This window comes from Amycolatopsis sp. NBC_01286 (assembly GCF_035982555.1).
Taxonomy (GTDB): Bacteria; Actinomycetota; Actinomycetes; order Mycobacteriales; family Pseudonocardiaceae; genus Amycolatopsis.
In genome coordinates this window covers 5,400,229-5,424,273 of record NZ_CP108428.1, presented here as the reverse complement: position 1 = coordinate 5,424,273, position 24,045 = coordinate 5,400,229, and the positions used below count along the sequence as shown (strand labels likewise).

The window sequence follows — 24,045 nt, the reverse complement described above, 5'->3', positions numbered from 1 at the left end:
GGCACGCCGGAGAGGGCGCACGGAAGTTGTCGTACCCCGGCTCTAGACTCGGCCGGGTGGCAGCCACCGAGACCCACCTCGAAGCCGGAACGGACTCCGAAGCCCTCGACACCCTGCGCCGGGTGTTCGGCTACGACAGCTTCCGCGGCGAACAAGCGGCGATCGTCGAGCACGTGATCGCCGGCGGCGACGCGCTCGTGCTGATGCCCACCGGCGGCGGGAAGTCGCTGTGCTACCAGATCCCGGCGCTGGTGCGGCCGGGCGTGGGCGTGGTGGTCTCGCCGCTGATCGCGCTGATGCAGGACCAGGTCGACGCGCTGCGCAACGCCGGCGTCCGGGCGGGTTTCCTCAACTCCACCCAGGACTACGCGGCCCGCCAGGAGGTCGAGTCGGCGTTCCTGTCCGGTGAGCTCGACCTGCTCTACCTTGCGCCGGAACGGCTTTCGGTGGAAGCCACCGTGCGGTTGCTCGACCGCGGCAAGATCTCGCTGTTCGCGATCGACGAAGCGCACTGCGTCGCCCAGTGGGGCCACGACTTCCGGCCCGACTACCTGCAGCTCTCGGCGCTGCACGAGCGCTGGCCGGACGTGCCGCGGATCGCGCTCACCGCGACCGCCACCGCGGCCACGCACAAGGAGATCGCGGCCCGGCTGAACCTCGACGAGGCCCGCCACTTCGTCGCGAGCTTCGACCGGCCGAACATCCAGTACCGGATCGTCGGCAAGAACTCGCCGCAGCGGCAGCTGCTGGAGCTGCTGCGCACCGAGCACCAGGGTGACGCCGGGATCGTCTACTGCCTGTCCCGGAACTCGGTGGAGAAGACCGCGGAGTTCCTGGTGCAGAACGGGATCCCGGCCGTGCCGTACCACGCGGGGCTGGACTCGCGTATCCGCGCGAAGCACCAGTCGCGCTTCCTGCGGGAAGACGGGCTGATCGTGGTCGCCACGATCGCGTTCGGGATGGGCATCGACAAACCGGACGTCCGGTTCGTCGCGCACCTCGACCTGCCCAAGTCCGTGGAGGGCTACTACCAGGAGACCGGCCGCGCGGGCCGCGACGGGCTGCCGTCGACGGCCTGGCTCGCCTACGGGCTGCAGGACGTGGTGCAGCAGCGCAAGATGATCGACACGTCCGAGGGCGACGACGCGCACCGGCGCCGGCTCGGCGCGCACCTCAACGCGATGCTGGCGCTGTGCGAGACGGTCGAATGCCGCCGCGTGCAGATCCTCGACTACTTCGGGCAGAAGGCCGAGCCCTGCGGCAACTGCGACACGTGCCTGAACCCGCCGGAGAAGTTCGACGGCACGATCCCCGCGCAGAAGCTGCTGTCCACGATCGTGCGGCTGCGCAACGAACGCCGTCAGAAGTTCGGCGCCGGGCAGGTCATCGACATCCTGCTCGGCAAGTCCACGCCGAAGGTCACGCAGTTCCAGCACGACACGCTGAAGACGTTCGGCATCGGCACCGAGCTGCGCGAACCGGAGTGGCGCGCGGTCGTGCGGCAGCTGCTCGCCCAGGGCTGGCTCGCCGTCGAGGGTGACTACGGCTCGCTGGTGCTCACCGAGGCGAGCGCCGAGGTGCTGGGCGGCGACCGTGAGGTCATGCTGCGCCGCGAGCCCGAGCGGTCCGCCCCGCCGAAAGCGCGTGGCGGCAGCAGGAAAGCCGCCCCCGCGGTGGACATGCCCGCGGAAGCGGCCCCGCTGTTCGAACGGCTGCGGGCCTGGCGGGCCGGCGTCGCGAAGGAGCAGGGCGTACCCGCCTACGTCATCTTCCACGACGCGACCCTGCGCCAGATCGCCACGCAGCGGCCGTCGTCGCTGGCGGACCTGGGCACGGTCAGCGGAGTCGGTGAGAACAAGCTCGCCAAGTACGGCGAAGGCGTGCTCGAAACCCTGTCCGCCGAGTGACCCGGGTCTAGCGGGCGGCCGGCCCCGGCCGCCCGTCCGGCCCGGTCACCGTGCTGACCTTGCGGACGACGCCGGCGATCTGCTGGTGGTACTTGCCCTTGGTCTTGTCGTCGGCGAACTTGGCGGCCTTGCCGACGGCCTGGTTCACCTTCTCGGGGTTCTTCTTGGCGTAGGCGCGGGCGGCGCCGGCGGCTCCGGCCAGCACGGTGAGCTTGCGCATGAAAGCCACGGTGGTCCTCCCTCATCGGTAACGGTCATCCTGACAACGCGGACGAACCCCCCAGAGGTTCCCCGTGTGACCTCCGCCAAACCTCCGGCCCGCCGGACCACCCGGTCTCCCCGCACCCCGATCTCGCGTGCCCGAGGCCGGAACCGGCGTGATCGAGGCCGTAACTCGCGTGATCGAAGCCGTGACTCGCGAGTTCCGGCCCCAATCACGCGAATCACGGGCCCAATCACGCGGGTGACGGGCCCGATCACGCGAGTTACGGGCCGGGCGGGCGGCGTCAGTCTTGCTCGGCCTGCTCCGCCAGCCGCTTGATCGCCGACAGGCGGGACGACCACCGGGCGGCCACCTCGTTCATCCAGTGTGCGGTGGCCGCCAGCCCGGCCGGCCGGACCTGGTAGCGGCGCTCGCGGCCGTCGCGGCGGCCCGTCACCAGGCCGGCCTGATCCAGCACCGCGAGGTGCTTGACCACGGCCTGGCGGGTGACGGGGAGGTCCGCCGCCAGCTCCGTCGCCGTCGCGTCGCCGCGTCCGGACAGCAGCTCCAGCAGGCGGCGCCGGGTCGGGTCGGCCAGGGCCGCGAAGACCTCTTCGGCCGCGATGGGCTCCGTCGTCATACCGCCAGTTTCTCGGACAGCTCCCCGAGCTTGGCGATCACCGCCGTCCAGCCCTGCTCGTGGCTCTCGCGGGTGTCGTCCGGCGACGGCGATGGCGACGGCGCCCGGGTGGTGAAGCCGCTCTCGACCACCTTCAGCCGCGTGCCGCCGCCCTCCGCCGACAGCGTGAACTCGACCAGCGTCGAGTTGTCCTCGTCGGCGACCACGCCCGGGAACCCGCTGGCCCAGCGGTACGACAGCGAGCGCGGCGGGTCCAGGGCGACGATCTTGGTCGGGAACGTGCCGTGGTCGCCGTGGTCGAGCCGGATGATCCCGCCCGGCCGCAGGTCCACCGGCGCCGGCGTGCCGTCGCCGAACCACCGGCCGACGTGCTCCGGCTCGGTGAGCACCGCCCACACCCGCTCGACCGGCGCGTCGATCACGATCTCCTGCTCGACCTGGTCCTGGTTCATCTTCATCCCCTTGAGTCGGTTCCCGTGCAACCACAGAGTTGCACGAGACGGCGTCAGGCGCAACCCACGAGTTGCGTCTCGGCCGGAAATTCGCGCGCGGATCCCGGCCCCGGCCCCCTACGCTCGCGATCATGCGCGACCTGGCCGCCCTGCCGAAGGCCCACCTGCACGTCCACCTGGAGAGCACGATCCGGCCGGGCACGCTCCGCGAGCTCGGTGCGGCCAACGGCGTCGACGTCCCGGCCGAGCAGCCCGTCTTCGACGGCTTTCGCGCCTTCGCCGACTACAACACGCTCATCCGGTCGTGCCTGCGACGGCCCGAGGACTTCGAGCGGATCGCCCGCGAGTACTGCGCGGACGAAGCCGCGCAGGGCACGCGCTACGCCGAGATCACCTTCACCGCCGCCGCCCACGGGGAACGCCTCGGCGACATGGAGATGCCGCTCGCGTCCGTCCTCAAAGGACTCCGCGACGGCGGCGCCATCGAGTGGCGGCTGCTGCTGGACCACTCCCGTCGCCGGTCGGTCGACCGCGCCGAGCGCACCCTCGCACTCGCCCTGAGGTACGACGACGTGTTCGCGATCGGCATGGCCGGCGAGGAGAACCACTCGCTCCGGCCGTTCGCGCCCCTCTTCGAGAAGGCCCGCGCGGCCGGGATCCACCTGCTGCACCACACCGGCGAGGACGCCGGGCCGGACAGCATCCGCGAGGCCCTCGAAATCGGCCGGACCGAACGCCTCGGCCACGGCATCCGCGTCCTCGACGACGTCGAGCTGACCGCGGAGGTCCGCGACCGCGGGCTCGCCCTCGAGGTCTGCCCGTCGTCGAACGTCACGCTCGGCCTGGTGCCGTCGCTGCCCGAGCACCCGCTCCCCCGGCTGCTCGACGCGGGCCTGCGGGTCACCCTGAACACCGACGTCCCGTCGGTCACCGGCGCGCGGCTGGCCGGCGAATACGCCCGCGTCCAACAGGCGTTCGGCTACGACGACGCCGCGATGGCCGACTTCGCCCGGGCGAGCGTGCACGCGTCGTTCGCACCCGAGACGACGAAAGCCGGGATGCTGCGCGGCATCGACGCGTGGCTCACACCGGCAGCAGGCGGGTGACCAGCGTCGAGAGCTGGTGCACCGTGCGGCATTCGTGCATCTCCACGACGTCGGCGTACTCCAGTGCCGCCGAGTCGCCCGTCGACCACAGCGATCGCCGCTCGGGGTTCAGCCAGTAGACGTGGCGGGCGCGCGACTTGATCGCGCGGACGGCGTCGAGGTTCGGGTCGCCGCCGTTGGTGCGGGCGTCGCCGAGGATGAGCACCGACGTCCGCGGGCCGACCGCGTCGAGCCAGTTCGCCGTGAACTGCGCGAGCGAGCCGCCGTAGTCGCTGTGGCCGTCCCAGCGCACCAGCGCGGCTTCGGCGAGCATGCGCGCGCCGAGCTTCTCCGGGTCGGCGACGCCGGTGGTGACCAGGTGCGTGACCTCGTCCGCGCTGTCGACGAACGCGAACACGCGGATCTTGCTGAACTGGTCGCGCAGCGCCTGCACGAGCAGCATGGTGAAGTTCGCGAACCCCGCCACCGAACCGGAAAGGTCGCACAGCAGCACGATTTCCGGCCGGCCGGGCCGCCGGTGGCGGTACGCCGGGCGCAGCGGCACGCCGCCGGTCGAGAGCGAGCGGCGCAGCGTGCGGCGCAGGTCGATCTGCCCGCGCGTGGTGCGCTTGCGGCGGGCCGCGAGGCGGGTCGCCAGCTTGCGGGACAACGGCTGGATCGTGCGCCGCAGCTCGGCGAGCTGGCTGCGGCTGGCGATGAGGAAGTCGACGCGGTCCGCCGCGGGCGCGATGGCGTGCTTGGCGACGCGCTCGCGGCCGCGGACCTCGGCCGCGCGGCGGCGGGCCTCGGTGCGGACCTGGCCGCGGAAGCCCTCGACGCGACGGCGGATCTCGTCGCGGTCGAGCCGGTCGGTGAACTCGCCGCGCGCCCCGCCGCCGCGCATCGCCGCGAGCACGCGCGCGATGAGCGTCTGCGGCTGCAGCCGGTCCAGGGTCTGGTGGGCCGAGAAGCCGCCACCGGGGCCGGACGACGAGCCGTACTGGCCCAGCATGTCGACGGCGAGCCCGGCCAGCTGCGCCAGGGCCTGCTCGTCGCCGGCGGTCAACGCCGCCGCGAGCTGCTCCCGCAGTTCTTCGAGGGTCGTGTCCGACCGGGCCCGTTCGGGCGTGCCGATCCCGGCGGGAAAGTACAGGTCGAACGCGGCGTCGAACACCGCGCGCTGTCCGCCGCGGCGGACCAGGGCCGCGGCCAGGCCCTCGCGGACCAGCTCGCGGTCGTCGAACCCGAGGACCTCCAGCGCCGCGGCGGCGTCGACCGTCTCGGCCGGGCCCGCCGGGATGCCCTGCACCCGCAGCGCCTTGACGAACGACGCGAGCCGCTCCGGCACGCCGCCGGTCACGACGCGTCCAGGACCTGTTCGAGCTGCAGCCCGGCGCCGGCCTTGGTGATGTCGTCCTGGTGCTTGAGCACGACGCCGAGGCTCTCCCGCACCACCTGCTCGCTCAGCGTCGTCGCCCCCAGCGCGAGCAGCGTGCGCGCCCAGTCGATGGTCTCGGCGACCGACGGCAGCTTCCGCAGGTCCATCGCGCGCAGCGCGGCGATCACCCGGACGACGGAATCCGCCAGCGCGTCGTCGATGCCGGGCACCTTGAGCCGGACGATCTCGCGCTCCAGGTCCTCGTCCGGGAAGTCGATGTGCAGGAACAGGCAGCGGCGGCGCAGCGCCTCGGACAGCTCGCGCGTCGCGTTGGACGTCAGCACGGCGAACGGCGCGCGCGTGGCGGTGATCGTACCCAGCTCCGGCACGGTCACCTGGAAGTCGCCGAGCACCTCCAGCAGCAGGCCCTCGACCTCCATGTCGGCCTTGTCGGTCTCGTCGATGAGCAGCACGGTCGGCTCGTCCGACGAGATCGCCGTGAGCAGCGGGCGGCGCAGCAGGAACTCCTCGCCGAAGATGTCGGTGCGGGCGTCCTCCCACGTCTCGTCGCGGCCGGCGGTGATCCGCAGCAGCTGCTTCGCGTGGTTCCACTCGTACAGCGCGCGGGCCTCGTCGATGCCCTCGTAGCACTGCAGGCGCACCAGCCGCGAGCCGCTGACCTGGGCGACGGCCTTGGCCAGCTCGGTCTTGCCGACGCCGGCGGGGCCTTCGACCAGCAACGGCTTGCCGAGCCGGTCGGCGAGGAACACCGTGGTCGCCACCGCCGTCGACGCCAGGTAGCCGGCCTCGGCCAGTTTCGCCGACACGTCGTCGACGGAGGTGAAGAATCCGGTGCCCACCGATGGCCTCCTAAGCGCTCGCTCACCCCGGACTCTACCGGACTGGCGAGCGCGTCCCGGACGGTTAGCATCGGCCGCGTGACCTATGTTGCGGCTTCCGGCCGATACGACTCGATCCCCTACCGGCGCTGCGGGCGGTCCGGGCTGAAGCTGCCCGCGATCTCGCTCGGGCTGTGGCACAACTTCGGCCACGACAAGCCCCTGCAGACCCAGCGCGACATCACCCGCCGCGCCTTCGACCTCGGCATCACGCACTTCGACCTGGCCAACAACTACGGCCCGCCCTTCGGCTCGGCCGAGGAGAACTTCGGGCGGCTGCTGGCCACCGACTTCAAGCCCTACCGCGACGAGCTGGTGATCTCCACCAAGGCCGGCTACGACATGTGGCCCGGGCCCTACGGCGAGTGGGGCTCCCGCAAGTACCTGCTGTCCTCCTTGGACCAGTCGCTCGGCCGCATGGGCCTCGACTACGTCGACATCTTCTACTCGCACCGGTTCGACCCCGAGACGCCGCTGGAGGAGACGGTCGGCGCGCTCGACAGCGCCGTCCGCGCCGGGAAAGCGCTTTACGTCGGGATCTCGTCGTACAGCTCGGAGCGGACGGCCGAAGCGGCGCGGCTGCTGCGGGAGCTCGGCACGCCGCTGCTGATCCACCAGCCGTCGTACTCGATGCTGAACCGCTGGATCGAGGAGGACCACCTGCTCGACACGCTGGCGGACGCGGGCGCGGGCTGCATCGCGTTCTCCCCGCTGGCGCAGGGTCTGCTGACGGACAAGTACCTGACCGGCGTCCCGGCGGACTCCCGGGCGGCGCAGGGCAAGTCGCTCGACCCGGACACCCTCGACGACGACCGGCTGGGCCGCGTCCGCGCGCTCAACGGGATCGCCGGGCGCCGCGGGCAGTCGCTGGCCCAGCTCGCGCTGGCCTGGGCGCTGCGCGACGCCCGCGTGACGTCGGTGCTGATCGGCGCGAGCAGCGTCAAGCAGCTGGAGGACAACGTCGACGCGCTCGGCAACCTCGACTTCAGCTCCGAGGAGCTGACCGAGATCGACGGCCACGCGACCGACGCGGACATCAACCTCTGGAAGCGGTCGTCGGACGGCTGACGACCACCGACCGGGACGGCGGGGTGCTGCGCGCCTCGCCGTTTTCCCGGCCTGACGTTTGACCAGATTTCGCATTCGGTCATATGATGGCCTCATGCCTCCTGCCGAAGACCGCGCCGAACGGGCCGAGCGGATCCTCGACGCCGCCGCCGAGCTGCTGCTGCGCGCCGGCTACCGGCGCACCACGATCGAGGACGTCGCCGAGCGCGCGGGCGTCGGCAAGGGGACCGTCTACCTGCACTGGAAGAACCGCGAGGAGCTGTTCCTCGCCGTCCTGCTGCGAGAGTCCGTCCGCAGCATCGAAGACCTGGTGCGGGCGCTCGAAGCCGACCCGCTCGCCGCGCGGCTCGCCACACTGACCGAGGTCCAGTACACGAACGTGCTGGCCCGTCCGCTGCTGCGCGCCGGGTACGCCGACGACACCGAAACCCTCGGCAAGCTCCTGCCGAAGCTGCACGACAAGCTCGACCCGCGCCACGACGAGGCGTTCGTCGAGTACCTCGAACTGCTGGCGGACAACGACCTGCTCCGCACCGACCGGCCGGCCCGCGAGCTCGCCGTCGCCTACCGCGCGGTACTGCACGGCTTCCTCGTCGGCGTTCCCCCGGCGGAGCCCGCGCTGATCGCCGACACCGTCGCCCACGCCTTCGAACCCGTGGCCGTCTCGACGACGCAGCTGCGCGCGGTCGCGCCGCGGGCCATCGCGCTCTTCACCGAATCCGTCGCGCTCGACCGGAAACGGCTCGAACGCGCGTACTGAACACACTGGGAGAACACATGCGCACCGGAATCCTGATCGACGAACTCGGCGTCGGCTTCGACGCCATGACCGCGCAAGCACGCGAAGCGGCGAAGCTCGGCTACCAGACCCTGTGGCTGGCGCAACGCGGCGGCTGGGACGCCCTCACCGCGCTGCCCGCGCTCGGCGCTGCCGCGCCCGGGATCGAGCTGGGCACCTGCGTCGTGCCGACCTACCCGCGGCACCCGATCACCATGGCCGCGCAGGCGCTGACCGTGCAGGCCGCCACCGGAGTGCCGGTCCACCTCGGGGTCGGGCTGAGCCACCGGTACATCGTCGAGCACGAGTTCGGCTACTCCTACGACCGCCCGATCCGCCACCTGCGCGAGTACCTCCAGGCGCTGAACCCGGTGCTGCGCGGGGAAAAGGCGGACGTCCACGGCGAGACGCTCACCGCGGCGGGCGGCGTGAACGCCCCCGGCGCCGGGCGGCCCGCGGTGCTGGTGGGCTCGGTGAGCCCGAAGTCGACGCGGCTGGCCGGCGAACTGGCCGACGGCGTGATCACGACCTGGGCCGGCCCGCGGGCCATCGGCGAGTTCGTGGTGCCGGCGCTGGGGACCGCGTCGCGCGTGGTCTCCGGGCAGCTGATCTGCGTCACGTCCGAAGTGGACGAACGGCGCGCCTGGGTCGAGGAGACCTACGGCGCCGCCGCGAGCGTCCCGGCGTACCGCGCGGTCCTGGACCGCGATGGCTACGCGAAGGCGTCGGACAGCGCGATCATCGGCGACGAGGAAACCGTGCGGCGCCAGGTGAAATCCCTCGAAGACGCGGGCGCGACGGAGCTGCTGGTGATGCCCTTCGGCTCGGCGGCGGACCAGGCCCGCACGCGCGAGCTGCTGGCGTCGTGAGCCCTCCGGGCAACACGGCGATGTAAAGCCCACGTGAGGTGTCGTATCTTTCCTAGGGAAAGTGGCGCTCGCGTCAAAGCGTCTAGCGGGCGCCGACGTTCGCCAGGGAGCGGCCTGAAAGCCGTGAAGGACTCCTTACCGGCTCTTAGCGCCGGGAAGGAGGCCTTCACGGCTTTCGGCTCAGCGCGGCGCGGGGAGGTGGGTCGCTTCCGGGAAGAGGTTCAGCGCCCGCAGTGCCGCGCCCAGCTCGGCGATGTCCGCCGGGTCCGTCAGGGAGCGGCCCAGCTCGTCGGTGACGCGGCGCAGGCGGTGGCGGATCGTGTTGGGGTGGCAGAACATCCGCTCCGACGTCAGCTTCGTCGAGCCCTGGCAGTCGAACCAGGCGCGCAGCGTCAGCAGCAGCACGTTCCGGTCGTCGCCCGGCAGGTCGAGGATCGGCTGCAGCACGTGGTGGGCCAGCTGCACCGACGCCTCCGGCGAGCTGGCCACCAGCCCGGCCAGCGGCGACTCGGTGAACTGCACCAGCGACGGCGTGCCCGGCGCCAGGCTCGACAGCGCCACCCGCGCGAGGTGCAGCGCGCGGGCGGTGTGGGCGAGGCCGGTGAACACCGGGCTCATCCCGACGCGGCCCACCGGGTGCTCGCGGACCAGCTCCACGATCGCCTTCGACGCGCTCGGGTCGCGCAGGGACACGACGCCGACCTGCAGGTCCGGGCTGAGCCGCCAGGCCGACGCGTGGTGCCGTTCGCGCAGCCGCTGCTCGATCTGCGGCAGGGGTTCGTGGCCCAGCCGCGGGGTCTCCGCGGCGACCACCACGAACGTGCCGTCGAGCGAGAGGTCGAGCACGCGGGCGATGTCCCACAGCGTGCCCTCGGTCGCGGAGCCGCCGGCGAACAGCGCCTCGACGAGCGCCGAGCGCCGGTTCTGGTGCGCCACCAGCACTTCCGCCGTCGTGTCCCGGTAGGACGTCGTGAGCGCTTCGGCGAGGTCGTCGATGAGGGCCCAGATCGCCGTCGTCGCGGCGACGAGCCCGGCCAGGTCCTGCGACGAGCCGCGCGCGGTCAGCTCGACGAACCGGTGCCAGACCTCGGTGGGCGTCAACGCGGCGTAGTCGTGTCAGGCCATCTCTGTGACGAGATGACAGCGGAAGCCGCCGAATGTGTGCGCCGCCACAGTGCCGGACGGCGCAACGAGTGCGCCGGCCGGTCCAGCCGACGTCGGAGCCGACCCGGCCAAGCAGTGCCGTGCAGGGCGTTATACGCAGGTCACTCGATCTGCTTGACGGCCCATTCGGACCACTCGCGGCTCATCGCCGAGAAGCGCTTGCCCCACTCCAGGACCAGGCGGCCGTACTGGGCCTCGTGGTCGTCACCCCAGTCGATCGACGCTTCCAGCTCCGTGAGGCGTTCTTCGCGCTGACGGCTGTTCTCGCCCATGTACTCGATGAACTCCTTCGCCTTCTCCGGCGACACCGAGCCCAGGAAGTAGACGCGCAGCAGGACCTCGTTGCGCGGGGACCGGTTGGGTTTCACCTCGACCAGCCAGTGCCGCAGCTCGACGCGGCCGTCCTCGGTGATCTCGTACTCCTTGCGCCCGCGCGGGCCCTCGGCGAGGACCCGGATGAGGCCGGCCTTCTCGAGCTTGCCGAGTTCGCCGTACAGCTGGCTCTGCGTCGCCGCCCACACGTTGGACATCGCCTGCTCGAAGCGTTTCAGCAGGTCGTAACCACTGGCCGGCGCCTCGTCCAGCATGCCGAGCACCGCGTGTCGAAGGCTCATGTCCTCATCTTACCTTCCACTCTTGACATGTCCAATGATGACCCTCTAGCTTCGACATGTCATAGTTGGAACGTCGTGGGGAGACCGGCCGTGAACTACCTCAAGAGCTTCATCCCGTGGATCGCCTTCGCGGTCGTCGCGACCCAGTTCGACTGGCGCTGGTCGGCCCTCACCGGGCTCGTCCTGGCCGCCGTCCTGCTCGCCGTGGCCCGCCGCGAAGGCCGCAAGGCGGCCACGCTGATCATCGAGCTGAGCGCGCTCGCCTTCTTCGCGCTGCTCACCGTCGTCGCGTTCAGCTTCCCGGCGTCGCCGCTGAAGACCTACACCGGCGCGCTCACCGACGCCTGGCTGGCGCTCACCGCCTGGGGTTCGATCCTCCTGCGCCGCCCGTTCACCCTCGGCATCGCCAAGACGATGACGCCGCCGGAGCTGTGGGACAACCCGGGCTTCAAGCGCGTCAACCTGATCATCACGCTCGTGTGGGCCGTGAGCTTCACCGTCACCGGCCTCGCCGGGATCGCGCTGCTGCACTACGCCCCGCACGCGACGGCGGCGCTGATCGTGCTCAAGGTCCTCGGCTTCGCCGTCCCCGTCGCCTTCACCGTTCGCTACCCGCGCATCGTCCGCGCCCGCGCGCAGAAAGCCGCGTGACCCGATGACCACGACCGACTTCCACCTCACCGGGGCGTACGCGCCCGTCCACGACGAGCTGACCGCGTTCGACCTGCCGGTGACCGGCGCGCTGCCGCCCGAGCTGACCGGCTGGTACCTGCGCAACGGCCCCAACCCGCGCACCGGCAGCAAGCACTGGTTCACCGGCGACGGCATGCTCCACGGCGTCCGCCTCGAGCACGGCCGCGCCGCCTGGTACCGCAACCGCTGGGTGCGCACCGAGAGCTTCGGCGACGACGACGCCGTGCTCTACAACGCCGACGGCTCCCGGAACCTGCGCACCAGCACGGCCAACACGCACGTCGTCAACCACGCGGGCCGGACACTCGCGCTCGTCGAGTCGTCGCTGCCGTACGAGATCACGACCGAGCTGGACACCGTGGGCGCGTACGACTTCGGCGGCGAACTGGCCGACTCGATGACCGCGCACCCGAAGATCTGCCCCACCACCGGGGAACTGCACTTCTTCGGCTACGGCAGCATCACCGCGCCGCACGTGAGCTACTACCGGGCCGACGCGAGCGGGACGCTCGTGGTCAAGCAGCCGATCGACGTGCCGGGCCTGACGATGATGCACGACTTCGCGCTCACCGCGTCGCACGCCGTGTTCTACGACCTGCCGGTGGTGTTCGACCCGGCGTCGGTCGGCCAGGGCATGCCCTACCGCTGGGACGCCGGCTACGGCGCGCGCCTCGGCGTGCTGCGCCGCGACGACCCGGCCGGCGGCGTCCGCTGGTTCGACGTCGAGCCGTGCTACGTCTTCCACACGCTCAACGCGCACGACACTGCCGACGGCCGGATCGTGGTGCACGTCGTCCGCTACGACCACCTGTGGTGGGCGGGGCACGACCCGGCGCGCGGCGTGCTGTGGCGCTGGACGCTCGACCCGGCGACCGGCCGCGTCACGGAGGAACGACTCGACGAGCGGCCCGCCGAGTTCCCCCGCATCGACGACCGGTTCGCCGGCTCCGACGTCCGGTTCGGGCACGTCACGCAGGGCGGCCGCGACGGCGAGCAGAGCTTCCTGCGGCGCCACGACCTGCACACCGGCGGCGTCGAGCAGCACGTCTTCGCGCCCGGGCGCACCCCCGGCGAGGCCGTGTTCGTCCCGGCCGCGGACGGCGACGGCTGGCTGCTCACCTACGTCTACGACGCCGCCGAAGACCGCAGTGACCTCGTGGTCTTCGACGCCGGGGACGTCGCGGGCGCGCCGGTCGCCGTCGTCCGCCTGCCGCAGCGGGTGCCCGCGGGGTTCCACGGGAACTGGCTGCCGGACGCGTGAGCGGTCAGGCGAACTTGGTCTTGGGCCGCTCCTGCAGGACGTCGTCCACGTAGACGTCGACCTTCTCGTCGAGGAACGCGACCAGCCCGGCGACGCGGGTGCTCTCCGGCAACGGCGTCGGGTAGCTCCAGGCGAGGTCCTCGTGCCCGGTCACCGAGAAGTACTCCGTCGCCCCCTTGTACGGGCAGTGCGTCACGGTTCCGGTCTTCTCGAGCAGATCCATCCGGACGTCCACGCGCGGCAGGTAGTACCGGGTCGGCAGGTTGGTCTCGAACAGCAGGTGCGCGCGGACGGTGTCCGCCACGGTCACGCCGTCGACCTCGATCCGGACGTGCCGGGAGCTGGGCAGGATGTCGACGCGCACCCCGGGATCGCGGGGGTGGGTGAAGATCTGCTCGTCCTCCTCGAACCAGTCGAACGCGGCGAAGTCGAACCGCACGTGGTCGCGCAGCTCCTCGATGGGCGAATCCGGGTACTCCAGCGCGCCGTCCACCGCCTCGGACCCGGCAACCTTTATCGTCGACAGAACACCTTCTCCCCGGCTGGGCGAGTGCGACGTCCGCCCGGAGGGGGTGAGGAGGCCGCTCTCCACGTCCGCGCGTGGGAAGTAGTACGTGGGGTAGTACGGAACTTCCCACACCAGGAGGGGGTGCACCGTGTCCGCGACGTTCTGCCCGCCGAGGAACACCCGTACCCGCTTCGCGCCTTGTGCCACGCGGACCCGCCCGCGTACCGGAGTGCTCATGGTCGGCTCAACGGACGGCCTTCCGGCGGAATTCCCGTCCCCGGCGGCGGCGCGGCGGTTAGGTTGGCAGTGAGCACGAGGACAACAGGAGGCGGGCACCGGTGGCCGGCGTAGAAATCCCCACGGTCGGCACCCCCGCCGGGATGCGGAAGATCAACCAGCGCGCGGTGCTGGACCTGCTGCGGCGCAGCGGCCCGGCGACGCGGCCGCAGGTCGCGAAGGACACCGGGCTCTCGAAGCCGACGGTCAGCCAGGCGCTGCTCGCGCTCGAGGCGGCCGGGCTGGCGCGCCCGACCGGGCACACCTCCACCGGCACCGGACGGTCCGCCGTGCTGTACGAAGCCGACCCGACCGCGGGGTACGTGCTGGGCGTCGACATCGGCCGCGAGCACATCCGCGTCGCCGTGTCGGACCTCGGCCGGACGCTCGTGGCGCGCCGCGACGAACGCAACTCCGCGCGCTCCGGCGCGACGCTGGTCGCCACGGTCGGCCGGATCGCGGCCGACGCCGTCGCCGAGGCGGGCCTGACGGCGGCCGACATCGTTGTCCGCGTCGTCGGCTCCCCCGGCGTCGCCGACCCGGACAAGCGCTGCTTCCGGCACGCGCCGAACCTGCCGGGCTGGGGCCGGGCCGGGCTGATCGACGACCTCGAGGCCGCGTTGGGCCCGGGCCTGGTGGTGGAAAACGACGCGAACCTCACCGCCGTCGGCGAAGGCGAAAGCGGCGCCGCGCGGGGTGTGGCGGTGTTCGGCTGCATCACGATCGGCACCGGCGTCGGCATGGGCATCATGGTCGACGGCCGGGTGTTCCGCGGCGCCACCGGCGCGGCGGGCGAGATCGGCTACCTCCCGTACGGCCGGACCCGCGCGGCCGACTCCCCGGGCCTGCCGCCCACCCGCGGCCACCTCGAAGAGGCGACGGCGGCCCAGTCGGTCGTGCGCGGCGCGCGCGAACTCGGCCTGGGCACCGCGAAATCGGCCCGCGAGGTGTTCCGCCTGGCCCGCGAAGGCGACGAGCTCGCCCGCCGCGCGGTGGAGACGGAAGCGGATCGCCTGGCGTACACGGTGGCCTCGGTGGCGGCGGTGATCGACCCGGAACTGATCGTCCTGGGCGGCGGCATGGGCACGGCGGCCGACCTCCTGCTGGAGCCGATCGACCGCGCCCTGCGCGCGTTCACGCCGCTGGTGCCGAAGGTGGTCCAGGGCGAGCTGGGCGAAGACGCGGTCCTGACGGGCGCCATCAGCGTGGGCCTGCGGGCGGCCGAAGGCCTGGTCTTCGACCGCCGTGTGGGCGCGGCCTGACTATCGAGCCGTGAGGGGCACCTGGGCAGTCGACGCGAAGTCCGCGCGGCAGCGCGGCCGACCGCCGAGGTGATTACCTCCGGCGTAATCGACGGCCGCCCGCGGAAAGCCGACCATGAACGCCATGAGCGAAACCCGCGAAATCGTCGTTGCCTGCCTCGAGAACCTGTTCGTGCACAAGGACATCGACGCCGCGAAAGCCGTGCTGCACCCCGATTTCGTCACCCACAGCCCCGGCCTCCCCTCCGGCCGTGACGCGTTCGCCGAAGCCGTGGCGAACTCGCCGCTGATGGGCGGGACCACGACGATCGAGCACGTCGTCGCCGAGGACGACCTCGTCGCGGTGCACCTGCGCGTCCGGCTGCCCGGGAGCAGCTACGCCGTCGTCGACATCCTGCGTGTCGAAAACGGCCTGCTCGTGGAGCACTGGGACGTCAAGGAAGCCCGCTAGCGCGTGATGACGCAGGTCCCCGACGCCGTGGCGAGCAGCTTGCCCTCGGCGTCGCGGATCTCGCCCTCGGCGAAGGCGATCCGCGAGCCCTCCTTCACGACGCGGCCGGTCGCGCGGATCTCGCCGCGGCCCGCGTGGATCGCGCGCAGGTAGCTGACCTTGAGCTCCACCGACGAGTAGCCGACGCCCGCCGGCAGCGTCGAGTGCACGGCGCAGCCGACCACCGAGTCCAGCATCGTCGCCGCGACGCCGCCGTGGACCATGCCGATCGGGTTGTACATCGACTCGTCCGGCTCCAGGACCGCGACGACCTCGCCGTGGCCGATGCTTTCCCAGCGCAGCCCGAAGTGCGCGGCGATCGGCGGGCCGGGGATGCGGCCCTCGGCGATGGCCGTCAGGTACTCGAAGCCGGTCATCGTGCGGCCGAGCCGGGCGGTCGGCAGCGGGTCCTGCCAGGTGATGGTCTTCGAGCTGGTCCCGGCCTCGGCGGCGACATCGGTCATCTGGACTCCTCGGGCGAGCGGACTATGACAAGCGTCTTAATCCGACAGCGTCGTCCGAACCCCCGGCAGCGTCAAGCGGCGCGTGACCCAGGCCACCGGTGGTCCGCCCGGACCCCAGGTGGAATCATCCGGGGGTGAGCACCGACCCCGGCCGCAAGCTGATCGACCCGGAGCGGGTGGCCGCGGCGGCCGACGGGCTCGGCGACCGCGCCGTCATCGCCGAGTGGGCCCAGCGCTTCTCCGTCGTCGCCGACCCCTCGCGGCTCGCGCTGCTCGTCTCGATCCACTACGCGCGGGAGATCAGCGTCACCGACCTGGCCGCGGTGACGGGCATGACGGACACCGCGGTTTCGCAGGCCCTGCGGCTGCTGCGGGCGCACGGGCTGGTCACCACGCAGCGCACCGGCCGGGTCGTGCGCTACCGGCTCGCCGACGCCACCGTGCACGAACTCATCCATCGGGTGCGACCGCACCCCGAAGAGCCCGCGAACCCCGGCGATGACCGGTAGCGTGCGGGCATGACGGGATTGCCGGAAACCATCACCGCGTGCCTTTTCGACCTCGACGGGGTGCTGACCGGAACTGCGGTTCTCCACCGTGAGGCCTGGAAACGGACATTCGACGAATATCTGCGCGCCCGCGACGGCGCCGGGTTCCAGGAGTTCACGGACAAGGACTACGCGACCTATGTGGACGGCCGCCCCCGCGCCGACGGGGTGCGGGAATTCCTGAAGTCGCGCGGGATCGAGCTGCCGGAAGGCGATCCGGACGACGCGGTCGACGCCCCGACCGTCAACGGCGTGGGCAACCGCAAGAACGAGCTGGTGCTGAAGATCATCGACGAACGCGGCGTGAGCCCCTACCCCGGCTCGATCCGCTACCTCGAAGCGGTCAAGGCCGCCGGGCTCCGGATCGCCGTCGTGACGTCGTCGGCGAACGGCGCCAAGGTGCTCGACGCGGGTGACCTGAGCAAGTACATCGAAGCCCGCGTCGACGGCCTCACCATCCGGGAGCAGCACCTCAAGGGCAAGCCCGCGCCGGACTCGTTCCTGGCCGGCGCCGAAGCCCTCGGGGTCGAGCCCGGACACGCCGCCGTGTTCGAGGACGCCCAGTCCGGCGTCCAGGCCGGCAAGGCGGGCGGGTTCGGGTACGTCGTCGGCGTCAACCGGGCCGACCAGGCCGAAGAACTGCGCGCGCACGGCGCCGACGTCGTCGTCGACGACCTCGCCGAACTGCTGGAGGACTGAATGAGCGACGAACCACGCGGGTACGAGTGCTCGCCGTGGGAACTGCGGTGGCGCGGCATGGACGTCGACGCCCTGCAGCGCACCGAATCGGCCTTCGCGGTGTCGAACGGCCACATCGGGCTGCGCGGCACGCTCGAGGAAGCCGAGCCGCGCGGCCTGCCCGGCACCTACCTCAACGGCTTCTACGAGGAGCACGGGCTCCCGTACGCCGAGGCGGGCTACGGCTACCCCGAAGAGGGCCAGACCGTCGTCAACGTGACCGACGGCAAGATCATCCGGCTGCTGGTCGAGGACGAGCCGCTCGACATGCGCTACGGCGCGGCGACCGCGCACGACCGGGTGCTCGACTTCCGCCGAGGCACGCTGACCCGGACCACCGAGTGGTCCTCGCCCACCGGGCGCCGGGTCCGCGTGCGCACCGAGCGGATGGTGTCGTTCACCCAGCGCGCGATCGCCGCGATCCGCTACGAGGTCGAGCCGCTCGACGAGGACCTGCAGCTGGTCGTGCAGTCCGACCTGCTGGCCAACGAGCCGATCGAGTCCGACACCCGGGACCCGCGGGTGGCCGCGGCGCTGGAGTCGCCGCTGGTGGGCGAGTTCCACCGCGCCACCGACTACAACGCGGTGCTGGTGCACCAGACCCGCCGGTCCGGGCTGCGGATGGCCGCGGCGATGGACCACAAGATCGAGGTGGACGACGGGATCCGCGCCCGGATCCACTCCGAAGAGGACCTCGCGCGGCTCACCGTCGCGGTCGACGTCCCCAAGGGCGGGCGGCTGCGGATCACGAAGTTCCTCGCCTACGGCTGGTCGGCGCAGCGCTCGGTACCGGCGCTGCGCTCGCAGGTCGAGGCCGCGCTGGCCGGAGCCCGGCAGACCACCTGGAAGGGCCTGCTCACCGAGCAGCGCGAGTTCCTCGACGAGTTCTGGGCCACCTCGGACATCGAGATCGACGGCGATCCCGAGCTGCAGCAGGCCGTCCGGTTCGCGCTGTTCCACCTGCTGCAGGCCGGTGCCCGCGGGGAAAGCCGCGCGGTCGCGGGCAAGGGCCTCACCGGCCCGGGTTACGACGGCCACGCGTTCTGGGACACCGAGTCGTTCGTGCTGCCGGTGCTCACCTACACGATGCCGGACGCGGCCCGCGACGCGCTGCGCTGGCGGCACTCCACAATGGACAAAGCCAGGGAACGCGCGCACCAGCTGGGCCTGCGCGGCGCGGCGTTCCCGTGGCGCTCGATCAACGGCGCCGAGTGCTCGGCCTACTGGCCGGCCGGCACGGCGGCGTTCCACGTCAGCGCGGACATCGCCGACGCCGTGCTGCGCTACCTCAACGCGACCGGCGACGAGGAGTTCGAGCGCGACTACGGCGTCGAGCTGCTGCTGGAAACCGCGCGGCTGTGGGCGTCGCTGGGCCACCACGACCGGCACGGCGCGTTCCGCATCGACGGCGTCACCGGGCCGGACGAGTACTCGGCGGTGGCGGACAACAACGTCTACACGAACCTGATGGCGCGCCGGAACCTGCTGGCGGCCGCGGCGTCGTGCGAGCGGCACCCCGACATCGCGGCGCACTTCGAGGTCGACACCGTCGAGCTCGACACGTGGCGTGCCGCCGCCGCGGCGATGTACCTGCCCTACGACCAGGAGCTCGGCGTGCACCCGCAGTCGGAGGGGTTCCTCGACCACGACGAGTGGGACTACGAGGGCACCGACATGGCGCACTACCCGCTGCTGCTGCACTTCCCGTACTTCGACCTCTACCGCAAGCAGGTCGTGAAGCAGGCGGACCTGGTGCTGGCGCTGCACATGTGCGGGGACTCGTTCAGCATGGAGGAGAAGGCGCGCAACTTCGCCTACTACGAGGCCCGCACCGTGCGGGACTCCTCGCTGTCGGCGGGCACGCAGGCCGTGGTGGCGGCCGAGGTGGGTCACCTGGAGCTGGCCTACGACTACCTCGCCGAGGCCGCGCTGACCGACCTGCACGACGTGCACAACAACGTCCGCAACGGCCTGCACATGGCGTCGCTGGCCGGGGCGTGGCAGGGCGCGGTGGCCGGGTTCGGCGGGCTGCGCGACCACGGCGGCGCGCTGGCGTTCGCGCCGCGGCTGCCGCCGCAGCTGGACCGGATCACCTTCCGGCTGATGTTCCGCGGCACGCGGTTCCAGGTCGAGATCGATCCCGACCAGGCCACCTACCACGTGCTGGCGGGCGAGCCGCTGCAGGTGCTGCACCACGGCGAGCGCGTCACGGTCACCGTCGAACCCCAGCGGCTCGCGATCCCGAAGATCGACGCGGGCGACCCGCCGCACCAGCCGCCGGGCCGCGCCCCGATGCGGCGCGACACGTCGAAGCTGCGTCAGTTCGAGGAGCCGTCCAACCCGATCACCGCCGAAGGCCGCTGACCTCGAAAGTCCGTGAATGCCACATCGAGGGACCACTCGTCCCTGGATGTGGCATTCACGGACTCCGGCGACCGGTCACTGCGGGAGGTCACTCACCGCGTCCCGGCCGGGCGGGTCCGGGATCTCCTCGGTGCCGGCCGGCTTGACGTCCGGGTCCGGCGTGGTGGGCACGTCGTGCGTCAGCTGCCCGGCGGTGGGCAGCTTGAGGAGCTCGTCGTCTTCGTCGTCCTTGCCGTGGGACCGCTGCGTTTGGCTCATACCTTCCGGGATACCCGGTTTTCCCGGCCACGACCAGGGGACGGCGGGATTCAGGCGACCTGCACCCGGCCGCGGCGGCCACCGCGGCGGTGGCCCTTGGCGGCGTCGTCGCGCAGGGACAGCAGCAGGCCGTCACGCGTGGACCAGGGGCAGATCGTCACCTGGCCACCGGCGACGCTCAGCAGGGCCTCGGCCACGATCGCGCCCGCCAGGGCTTGGTGGGCGCGGTTGCGGGAGATGCCCGGCAGCTCGGCCCGCTTCGACGTCGGCATCGCGGCCAGCCGGGGGATCCAGGCGCGCAGGTCGTCGAGCCGCAGGTCGCGGGACTTGCCCGGCCGGGCGCCCGCGAGCCGCCCGAGCTGCTGCAGGACCTTCGAACAGCCGACCGTGCGGTGGCCCGCGATGTCCGCGGCCCCCAGCACGGCGGTGGCCTGGTCCAGCGCGTACGCGCGCAACGCCTTCACCTGCTTGCCCGAGACGCGCTCGGTCGGCAGCCAGTCGCGGGTCAGGGAGCGCGCGCCCATCGGCAGCGACTTCGCGAACGTGGCCTGCTCGCCGCAGCCCGCCGCGAGCTCCACCGTGCCGCCGCCGATGTCGAGGATCAGCAGCGGCCCGGCCTTCGGGCCGTACCAGCGGCGCGCGGCCAGGTAGGCCAGCTCGGCCTCGCGGCGGCCGGACAGGAACTGCAGCTCGACGCCGGTCTCGCCGGCGACGTGCCGGACGACGTCGGCGGAGTTGACCGCGTCGCGAATGGACGACGTCGCCAGTGGGTACACACTGCTGACACCGTGGCGGTAGGCGGTGGTCATGCCGGCCGCGACGGCGGCGGTCACCGAGGCGATGCCGCGGGCGGTCAGCCGGCCGCGGGCGTCGAGCTCGCGGTCCAGGCGCAGGCGCGTCTGGTGGTTGAGCACCGGCGCGAGGGACGCGCCGGCGACCGGCACCACCACCAGCCGGGCGCTGAACGATCCGACGTCCAGCACGCCCACTGTGCCCGCTTCCGGCTCTTCGATTTTCCGCACAGCTCGGCGCACCTCACTTCCGCCTGGTGAATATCCCCAGTCCGACCGGTCGAAACCAGTTATTTTGGCGGATCTCCCCTCACGGTGCCGGACATTGACGCATTTTGCCGCTCTCAACGGGCCTTTCTGACGCGCAGATCACAGGCAGATAACCCAATCGAGTGAACCTCGACACCACTGGACACGATTCGGTAACGCCACTCAGCGGATCGCGACTGTTGAGACATCGAACAGGTGTGGAGCAGGCGAACGTGAGCGAACGGCCCGAGCGGCGATCCGAGCTCGTGCGGCCCGTCGGCGTGGTGCTCGCCGTGGTGGCCGGGCTCGTCGGCGTCCTCGTCGGCGTGACCTTCGTGCTCACCCCGGACACCTCGCTGCCCGCCGGCGCCCCGGACCCGGGCCGCCCCGCCGCGGTGCCGTCCGGCGCCCCGCCGGCCGGGCTGCGGATCCCCGACCTCCACCAGACGCTCGACCACATCGTCGACCTCGGCCGGGCCGCCGGCGGCCGCCGCGAGCAGCCCGGCACGGCGTACGGCGTCGGCTGGTTCGCCGACGGCCCGGCGCCGGGCAGCCCGGGCGTCGCGGTGCTGTCCGGGCACTCCGGCTTCGGCTACGCGAACGGCGCGTTCGCCGGCCTCGGCACCCTGATGCCCGGCGCGGAGATCGTGGTGCGCGACGAAACCGGCCACGACACCAGCTTCGCCGTCCGCCACACGGAGGTCTTCCCGCCCGACGAGCCGGACAGCACGCTCATCGCCCCGGAGGGCGCTGGGCCCGAGCTGCGCCTGATCACCAGCGACGGGACGTTCGACAGCGCCGGCGTCACCAGCCAGCGCGTCGCCGTCTACGCCGTGCCCAGCTGAGCGCGCGGGGTCAGCCGATCAGCTCGCGCAGCTGCGACACCGCCGCCACCCGGCCCTCGCGGCCCGGCTGCAGCGGGTTGACGATCACCGTCGTCGCGCCCGCCTCGGCGAACGCGGCCAGCCGCTCCTTCACGTAGCCCGCCGGGCCGACCAGGGAGATCGCGCGCAGCAGCTCCAGCGGGACCGCGGCCGCGGCCTCCGCCTTCTTGCCGTCGAGGTAGAGGTCCTGGATCAGCTTCGCCTCGGCCTCGTAGCCGTAGCGGCAGGCGAGGTCGTTGTAGAAGTTCTTGCCGCGCGCGCCCATCCCGCCGACGTAGAGGGCCACCACCGGGCGCACGTGGTCCAGCAGCGCCTCGACGTCGTCGCCGATCGCCAGCGCGACCGTGACGTAGGTGTCCAGCTCGCCCAGTGCCGGGTCGCGCTTCGCCTGGCCCTCGGCCAGGGACGCGCCCCAGACGTCGGCGGCCTTCTCCGGGTGGAAGAAGATCGGCTGCCAGCCCTCGGCGATCTCGGCCGTGAGCGCGACGTTCTTCGGCCCGATCGAGGCCAGCAGCACCGGGATCCGCTCGCGCACCGGGTGGTTGATCAGCTTGAGCGGCTTGCCGAGGCCGGAGCCCTGCTCGGGCGGCAACGGGATCGTGTAGTGCTTGCCCTCGTGGACGACGCGCTCGCGGCGCCACACCTGGCGGCAGACCTCGACGATCTCGCGGGTGCGGCCCAGCGGTGCGTCGTACTTCACGCCGTGGAAGCCCTCGATGACCTGCGGGCCGGACGCGCCGAGGCCGAGGACGAAGCGGCCGTCGGAGACGAAGTCGAGCCCGGCGGCGGTCATCGCGGTCAGGGTCGGCGTGCGCGTGTAGATCTGGAAGATCCCGGACGCGAGCTGCACGCGCTCGGTCTTCGCGGCGAGGTAGCCGAGCTGGCTGACGGCGTCGAAGGAGTACGCCTCCGGCACGAAGACGATGTCGAGGCCGGCCTTCTCCAGTTCGACGACGTCGGCGACGCTGTCGGCGAAGCCTCCGGAGTAGCTGACCGCGGTCCCGATCTTCATGGACGTCCTCCTGTGGTGAGCAAGCGCTTAGTGCGGATGTTACCGGCCGGTCAGCGTGCGGACCACCAGCTCCGCCGAGGCGCCAGCCCCGAGCGTCGTGCCGGCGTACCGGACGTCAGCGCCTAGCGTGCCGGCCGGCGGGTCGTCCCGGACGGTGATCCACACCGTGACCATCAGCAGCCAGCGCACGATCAAGTAGCCGAACAGCAGGACGCCGACGAGCGTGCCGAACGTCGCGACGGCCGGGGAGCGCCCGAGCAGGTGCAGGTAGAGGCCGCCGGCCTGCTGGATCGCGCCGAGCCCGACGGCGGCGGCCCCGGCCGGGCGCAGCGTCGAGCGCAGCGGCAGCGCCCGACGCGGCAGCCGGGCCAGGCACCAGGCGATGACCAGCCAGTTCGCCGCCAGCCCGAGCAGGAGCGAGCCCGCGACGAGCACGACGTGCGCGAAACCGCCGGTCAAGCCGATCAGGTCGAGCACCCACGCGCCGGCTGCGCCGGTGAGCGACGCGAGCCCGAAGGAGACGGCCATCGCGATCCCGACGCCGGCGAGCGCCACGACGTCGGCGGCGATGCCGCGCAGCAGCGGCCGCGGGGTGCGTTCCTGGCCGAGCATCGCGGTGACGGCGTCGCGGACGTTGCTGATCCAGCTCCAGCCCGAGTAGACCGCGACGGCCAGCGCGAGGATGCCGATCCGCCCGCGTTCGCCGACGACGGTGTGCACGACGTTCGTGACCTGCCCGCCGAGCTCGGGCGGCAGCGAGGCGGCGATGACCCGGTCCAGCTCGGCGGCCAGCAGCCGGTCGCCGGCCAGCACGAACCCGGCCACCGAGACGGCCACCATGATCAGCGGCACCAGGGCCAGCAGGCTGAAGAAGGTCATCGCGGCGGCGTAGTGGTCACCGTCGCGTTCCCGGTACCGCGCCAGGGTCGCCCCGGCCCGCCGGAACGGCCTGCTCACGACGGCCTTCACCGCTCCACGTTGCACGCGCCGACCCTCTCATCCACAGGTGTCCCCCGCAGTCCGGACACCACTGCGGGTGAATCCTCACGGCCCGGGCCGAACCTCCCGTGCTCTCGCCCGCAACTCGTGAGCCAGCCCGGATCTCGCGTGATCCTGGCCGGAACTCGCGTGATCAGGCCCGTGACTCGCGAGTTCCGGGTTCGATCACGCGAGTCACGTCTCTGATCACGC

25 protein-coding genes and 1 pseudogene are annotated in these 24,045 nt (G+C 71.9%); 13 read left to right on the top strand and 13 right to left on the bottom strand.

Annotation, left to right across the window (positions count from 1 at the left end):
- Positions 1-56 precede the first annotated feature (56 nt).
- Positions 57-1,907 carry a DNA helicase RecQ gene (recQ, locus tag OG570_RS26055; RefSeq protein ID WP_326951891.1) on the top strand — a complete coding sequence of 617 codons (1,851 nt, stop codon included), beginning with the start codon at positions 57-59 and terminating at the stop codon, positions 1,905-1,907.
- Positions 1,908-1,914: 7 nt separating this feature from the next.
- Here the strand turns inward: recQ and OG570_RS26050 are convergent, their stop codons facing one another.
- The 3 genes from OG570_RS26050 to OG570_RS26040 all read right to left on the bottom strand — a co-directional run bounded on the left by OG570_RS26050 (position 1,915) and on the right by OG570_RS26040 (position 3,201).
- Entirely contained in the window at positions 1,915-2,127 is a 213-nt protein-coding gene (locus OG570_RS26050; RefSeq protein WP_442788184.1) for an antitoxin, read from the bottom strand.
- A 286-nt stretch (positions 2,128-2,413) separates the two neighbouring features.
- Complete coding sequence (locus tag OG570_RS26045; protein WP_326951399.1) at positions 2,414-2,749, bottom strand: ArsR/SmtB family transcription factor; 336 nt, start codon at positions 2,747-2,749, stop codon at positions 2,414-2,416.
- Positions 2,746-3,201 carry an SRPBCC family protein gene (locus tag OG570_RS26040; protein WP_247054460.1) on the bottom strand — a complete coding sequence of 152 codons (456 nt, stop codon included), beginning with the start codon at positions 3,199-3,201 and terminating at the stop codon, positions 2,746-2,748. The genes OG570_RS26045 and OG570_RS26040 overlap by 4 nt, the downstream gene beginning before the upstream one ends.
- Before the next feature lie 131 nt (positions 3,202-3,332).
- Between OG570_RS26040 and add the strand changes: the two genes are divergently transcribed.
- The gene (gene add / locus OG570_RS26035; RefSeq protein WP_326951890.1) at positions 3,333-4,307 is read left to right on the top strand and encodes an adenosine deaminase; all 975 of its coding nucleotides are present in this window, start codon (positions 3,333-3,335) and stop codon (positions 4,305-4,307) included.
- Here add and OG570_RS26030 read toward each other — a convergent pair.
- Complete coding sequence (locus OG570_RS26030; RefSeq protein ID WP_326951889.1) at positions 4,285-5,646, bottom strand: vWA domain-containing protein; 1,362 nt, start codon at positions 5,644-5,646, stop codon at positions 4,285-4,287. The genes add and OG570_RS26030 overlap by 23 nt on opposite strands.
- The gene (locus OG570_RS26025; RefSeq protein ID WP_247054467.1) at positions 5,643-6,524 is read right to left on the bottom strand and encodes an AAA family ATPase; all 882 of its coding nucleotides are present in this window, start codon (positions 6,522-6,524) and stop codon (positions 5,643-5,645) included. Before OG570_RS26025 ends, OG570_RS26030 begins: the two co-directional genes overlap by 4 nt.
- 78 nt (positions 6,525-6,602) lie before the next feature.
- Here OG570_RS26025 and mgrA point away from each other — a divergent pair, with 78 nt between their 5' ends.
- From mgrA to OG570_RS26010, 3 genes are all read left to right on the top strand, one after another.
- Positions 6,603-7,631: an L-glyceraldehyde 3-phosphate reductase gene (gene mgrA, locus OG570_RS26020; RefSeq protein WP_326951888.1), complete on the top strand. Its 1,029-nt coding sequence runs from the start codon at positions 6,603-6,605 to the stop codon at positions 7,629-7,631.
- A 94-nt stretch (positions 7,632-7,725) separates the two neighbouring features.
- The gene (locus OG570_RS26015) at positions 7,726-8,391 is read left to right on the top strand and encodes a TetR/AcrR family transcriptional regulator (protein WP_326951887.1); all 666 of its coding nucleotides are present in this window, start codon (positions 7,726-7,728) and stop codon (positions 8,389-8,391) included.
- A gap of 17 nt (positions 8,392-8,408) precedes the next feature.
- Entirely contained in the window at positions 8,409-9,278 is an 870-nt protein-coding gene (locus OG570_RS26010; RefSeq protein WP_326951886.1) for a TIGR03564 family F420-dependent LLM class oxidoreductase, read from the top strand.
- A gap of 180 nt (positions 9,279-9,458) precedes the next feature.
- On the opposite strand, the pseudogene OG570_RS26005 reads toward OG570_RS26010, so the two are convergent.
- Both OG570_RS26005 and OG570_RS26000 read right to left on the bottom strand, forming a co-directional pair.
- Positions 9,459-10,370: pseudogene (locus tag OG570_RS26005) on the bottom strand (PucR family transcriptional regulator); the annotation flags it as partial.
- Positions 10,371-10,543: 173 nt separating this feature from the next.
- Positions 10,544-11,056, bottom strand: coding sequence for a PadR family transcriptional regulator (locus OG570_RS26000; protein WP_326951885.1), 513 nt, complete (start codon positions 11,054-11,056; stop codon positions 10,544-10,546).
- 90 nt (positions 11,057-11,146) lie between these two features.
- Here OG570_RS26000 and OG570_RS25995 point away from each other — a divergent pair, with 90 nt between their 5' ends.
- The gene (locus tag OG570_RS25995) at positions 11,147-11,707 is read left to right on the top strand and encodes a hypothetical protein (RefSeq protein WP_326951884.1); all 561 of its coding nucleotides are present in this window, start codon (positions 11,147-11,149) and stop codon (positions 11,705-11,707) included.
- A gap of 4 nt (positions 11,708-11,711) precedes the next feature.
- A complete protein-coding gene (locus OG570_RS25990; protein WP_326951883.1) occupies positions 11,712-13,010 on the top strand; it encodes a carotenoid oxygenase family protein in 1,299 nt (432 codons plus the stop codon).
- 4 nt (positions 13,011-13,014) lie between these two features.
- Here OG570_RS25990 and OG570_RS25985 read toward each other — a convergent pair whose 3' ends face one another.
- The gene (locus tag OG570_RS25985) at positions 13,015-13,755 is read right to left on the bottom strand and encodes a DUF427 domain-containing protein (protein ID WP_326951882.1); all 741 of its coding nucleotides are present in this window, start codon (positions 13,753-13,755) and stop codon (positions 13,015-13,017) included.
- 101 nt (positions 13,756-13,856) lie between these two features.
- On the opposite strand from OG570_RS25985, the gene OG570_RS25980 reads away from it, so the two are divergent.
- Both OG570_RS25980 and OG570_RS25975 read left to right on the top strand, forming a co-directional pair.
- Entirely contained in the window at positions 13,857-15,056 is a 1,200-nt protein-coding gene (locus OG570_RS25980; RefSeq protein WP_247054490.1) for an ROK family protein, read from the top strand.
- Positions 15,057-15,180: 124 nt separating this feature from the next.
- Entirely contained in the window at positions 15,181-15,507 is a 327-nt protein-coding gene (locus OG570_RS25975; protein WP_326951881.1) for a nuclear transport factor 2 family protein, read from the top strand.
- Here the strand turns inward: OG570_RS25975 and OG570_RS25970 are convergent.
- On the bottom strand, positions 15,504-16,010 hold the full coding sequence (locus tag OG570_RS25970; protein ID WP_326951411.1) for a PaaI family thioesterase: 507 nt from the start codon (positions 16,008-16,010) through the stop codon (positions 15,504-15,506). The genes OG570_RS25975 and OG570_RS25970 overlap by 4 nt on opposite strands.
- A 134-nt stretch (positions 16,011-16,144) precedes the next feature.
- Between OG570_RS25970 and OG570_RS25965 the strand changes: the two genes are divergently transcribed.
- The 3 genes from OG570_RS25965 to OG570_RS25955 are packed head-to-tail and all read left to right on the top strand — an operon-like array spanning position 16,145 to position 19,660.
- A complete protein-coding gene (locus OG570_RS25965) occupies positions 16,145-16,519 on the top strand; it encodes an ArsR/SmtB family transcription factor (protein WP_247054496.1) in 375 nt (124 codons plus the stop codon).
- 9 nt (positions 16,520-16,528) lie between these two features.
- A complete protein-coding gene (locus tag OG570_RS25960; RefSeq protein WP_326951412.1) occupies positions 16,529-17,257 on the top strand; it encodes an HAD family hydrolase in 729 nt (242 codons plus the stop codon).
- Positions 17,258-19,660 (top strand): glycoside hydrolase family 65 protein, encoded by a 2,403-nt coding sequence (locus OG570_RS25955; RefSeq protein ID WP_326951880.1) that lies wholly within the window; start codon positions 17,258-17,260, stop codon positions 19,658-19,660.
- A gap of 75 nt (positions 19,661-19,735) precedes the next feature.
- Here OG570_RS25955 and OG570_RS25950 read toward each other — a convergent pair whose 3' ends face one another.
- Both OG570_RS25950 and OG570_RS25945 read right to left on the bottom strand, forming a co-directional pair.
- Positions 19,736-19,918: a hypothetical protein gene (locus OG570_RS25950; RefSeq protein ID WP_247054502.1), complete on the bottom strand. Its 183-nt coding sequence runs from the start codon at positions 19,916-19,918 to the stop codon at positions 19,736-19,738.
- Positions 19,919-19,968: 50 nt separating this feature from the next.
- Positions 19,969-20,940: a Ppx/GppA phosphatase family protein gene (locus OG570_RS25945; RefSeq protein ID WP_326951414.1), complete on the bottom strand. Its 972-nt coding sequence runs from the start codon at positions 20,938-20,940 to the stop codon at positions 19,969-19,971.
- A 251-nt stretch (positions 20,941-21,191) separates the two neighbouring features.
- On the opposite strand from OG570_RS25945, the gene OG570_RS25940 reads away from it, so the two are divergent.
- Positions 21,192-21,803 (top strand): class F sortase, encoded by a 612-nt coding sequence (locus tag OG570_RS25940; RefSeq protein ID WP_326951879.1) that lies wholly within the window; start codon positions 21,192-21,194, stop codon positions 21,801-21,803.
- 10 nt (positions 21,804-21,813) lie between these two features.
- Here OG570_RS25940 and OG570_RS25935 read toward each other — a convergent pair whose 3' ends face one another.
- Positions 21,814-22,854: an LLM class F420-dependent oxidoreductase gene (locus OG570_RS25935; RefSeq protein WP_247054508.1), complete on the bottom strand. Its 1,041-nt coding sequence runs from the start codon at positions 22,852-22,854 to the stop codon at positions 21,814-21,816.
- A 39-nt stretch (positions 22,855-22,893) separates the two neighbouring features.
- Positions 22,894-23,823, bottom strand: a complete 930-nt coding sequence (locus OG570_RS25930; protein WP_326951878.1) for a YihY/virulence factor BrkB family protein — start codon at positions 23,821-23,823, stop codon at positions 22,894-22,896.
- Positions 23,824-24,045 lie beyond the last annotated feature (222 nt).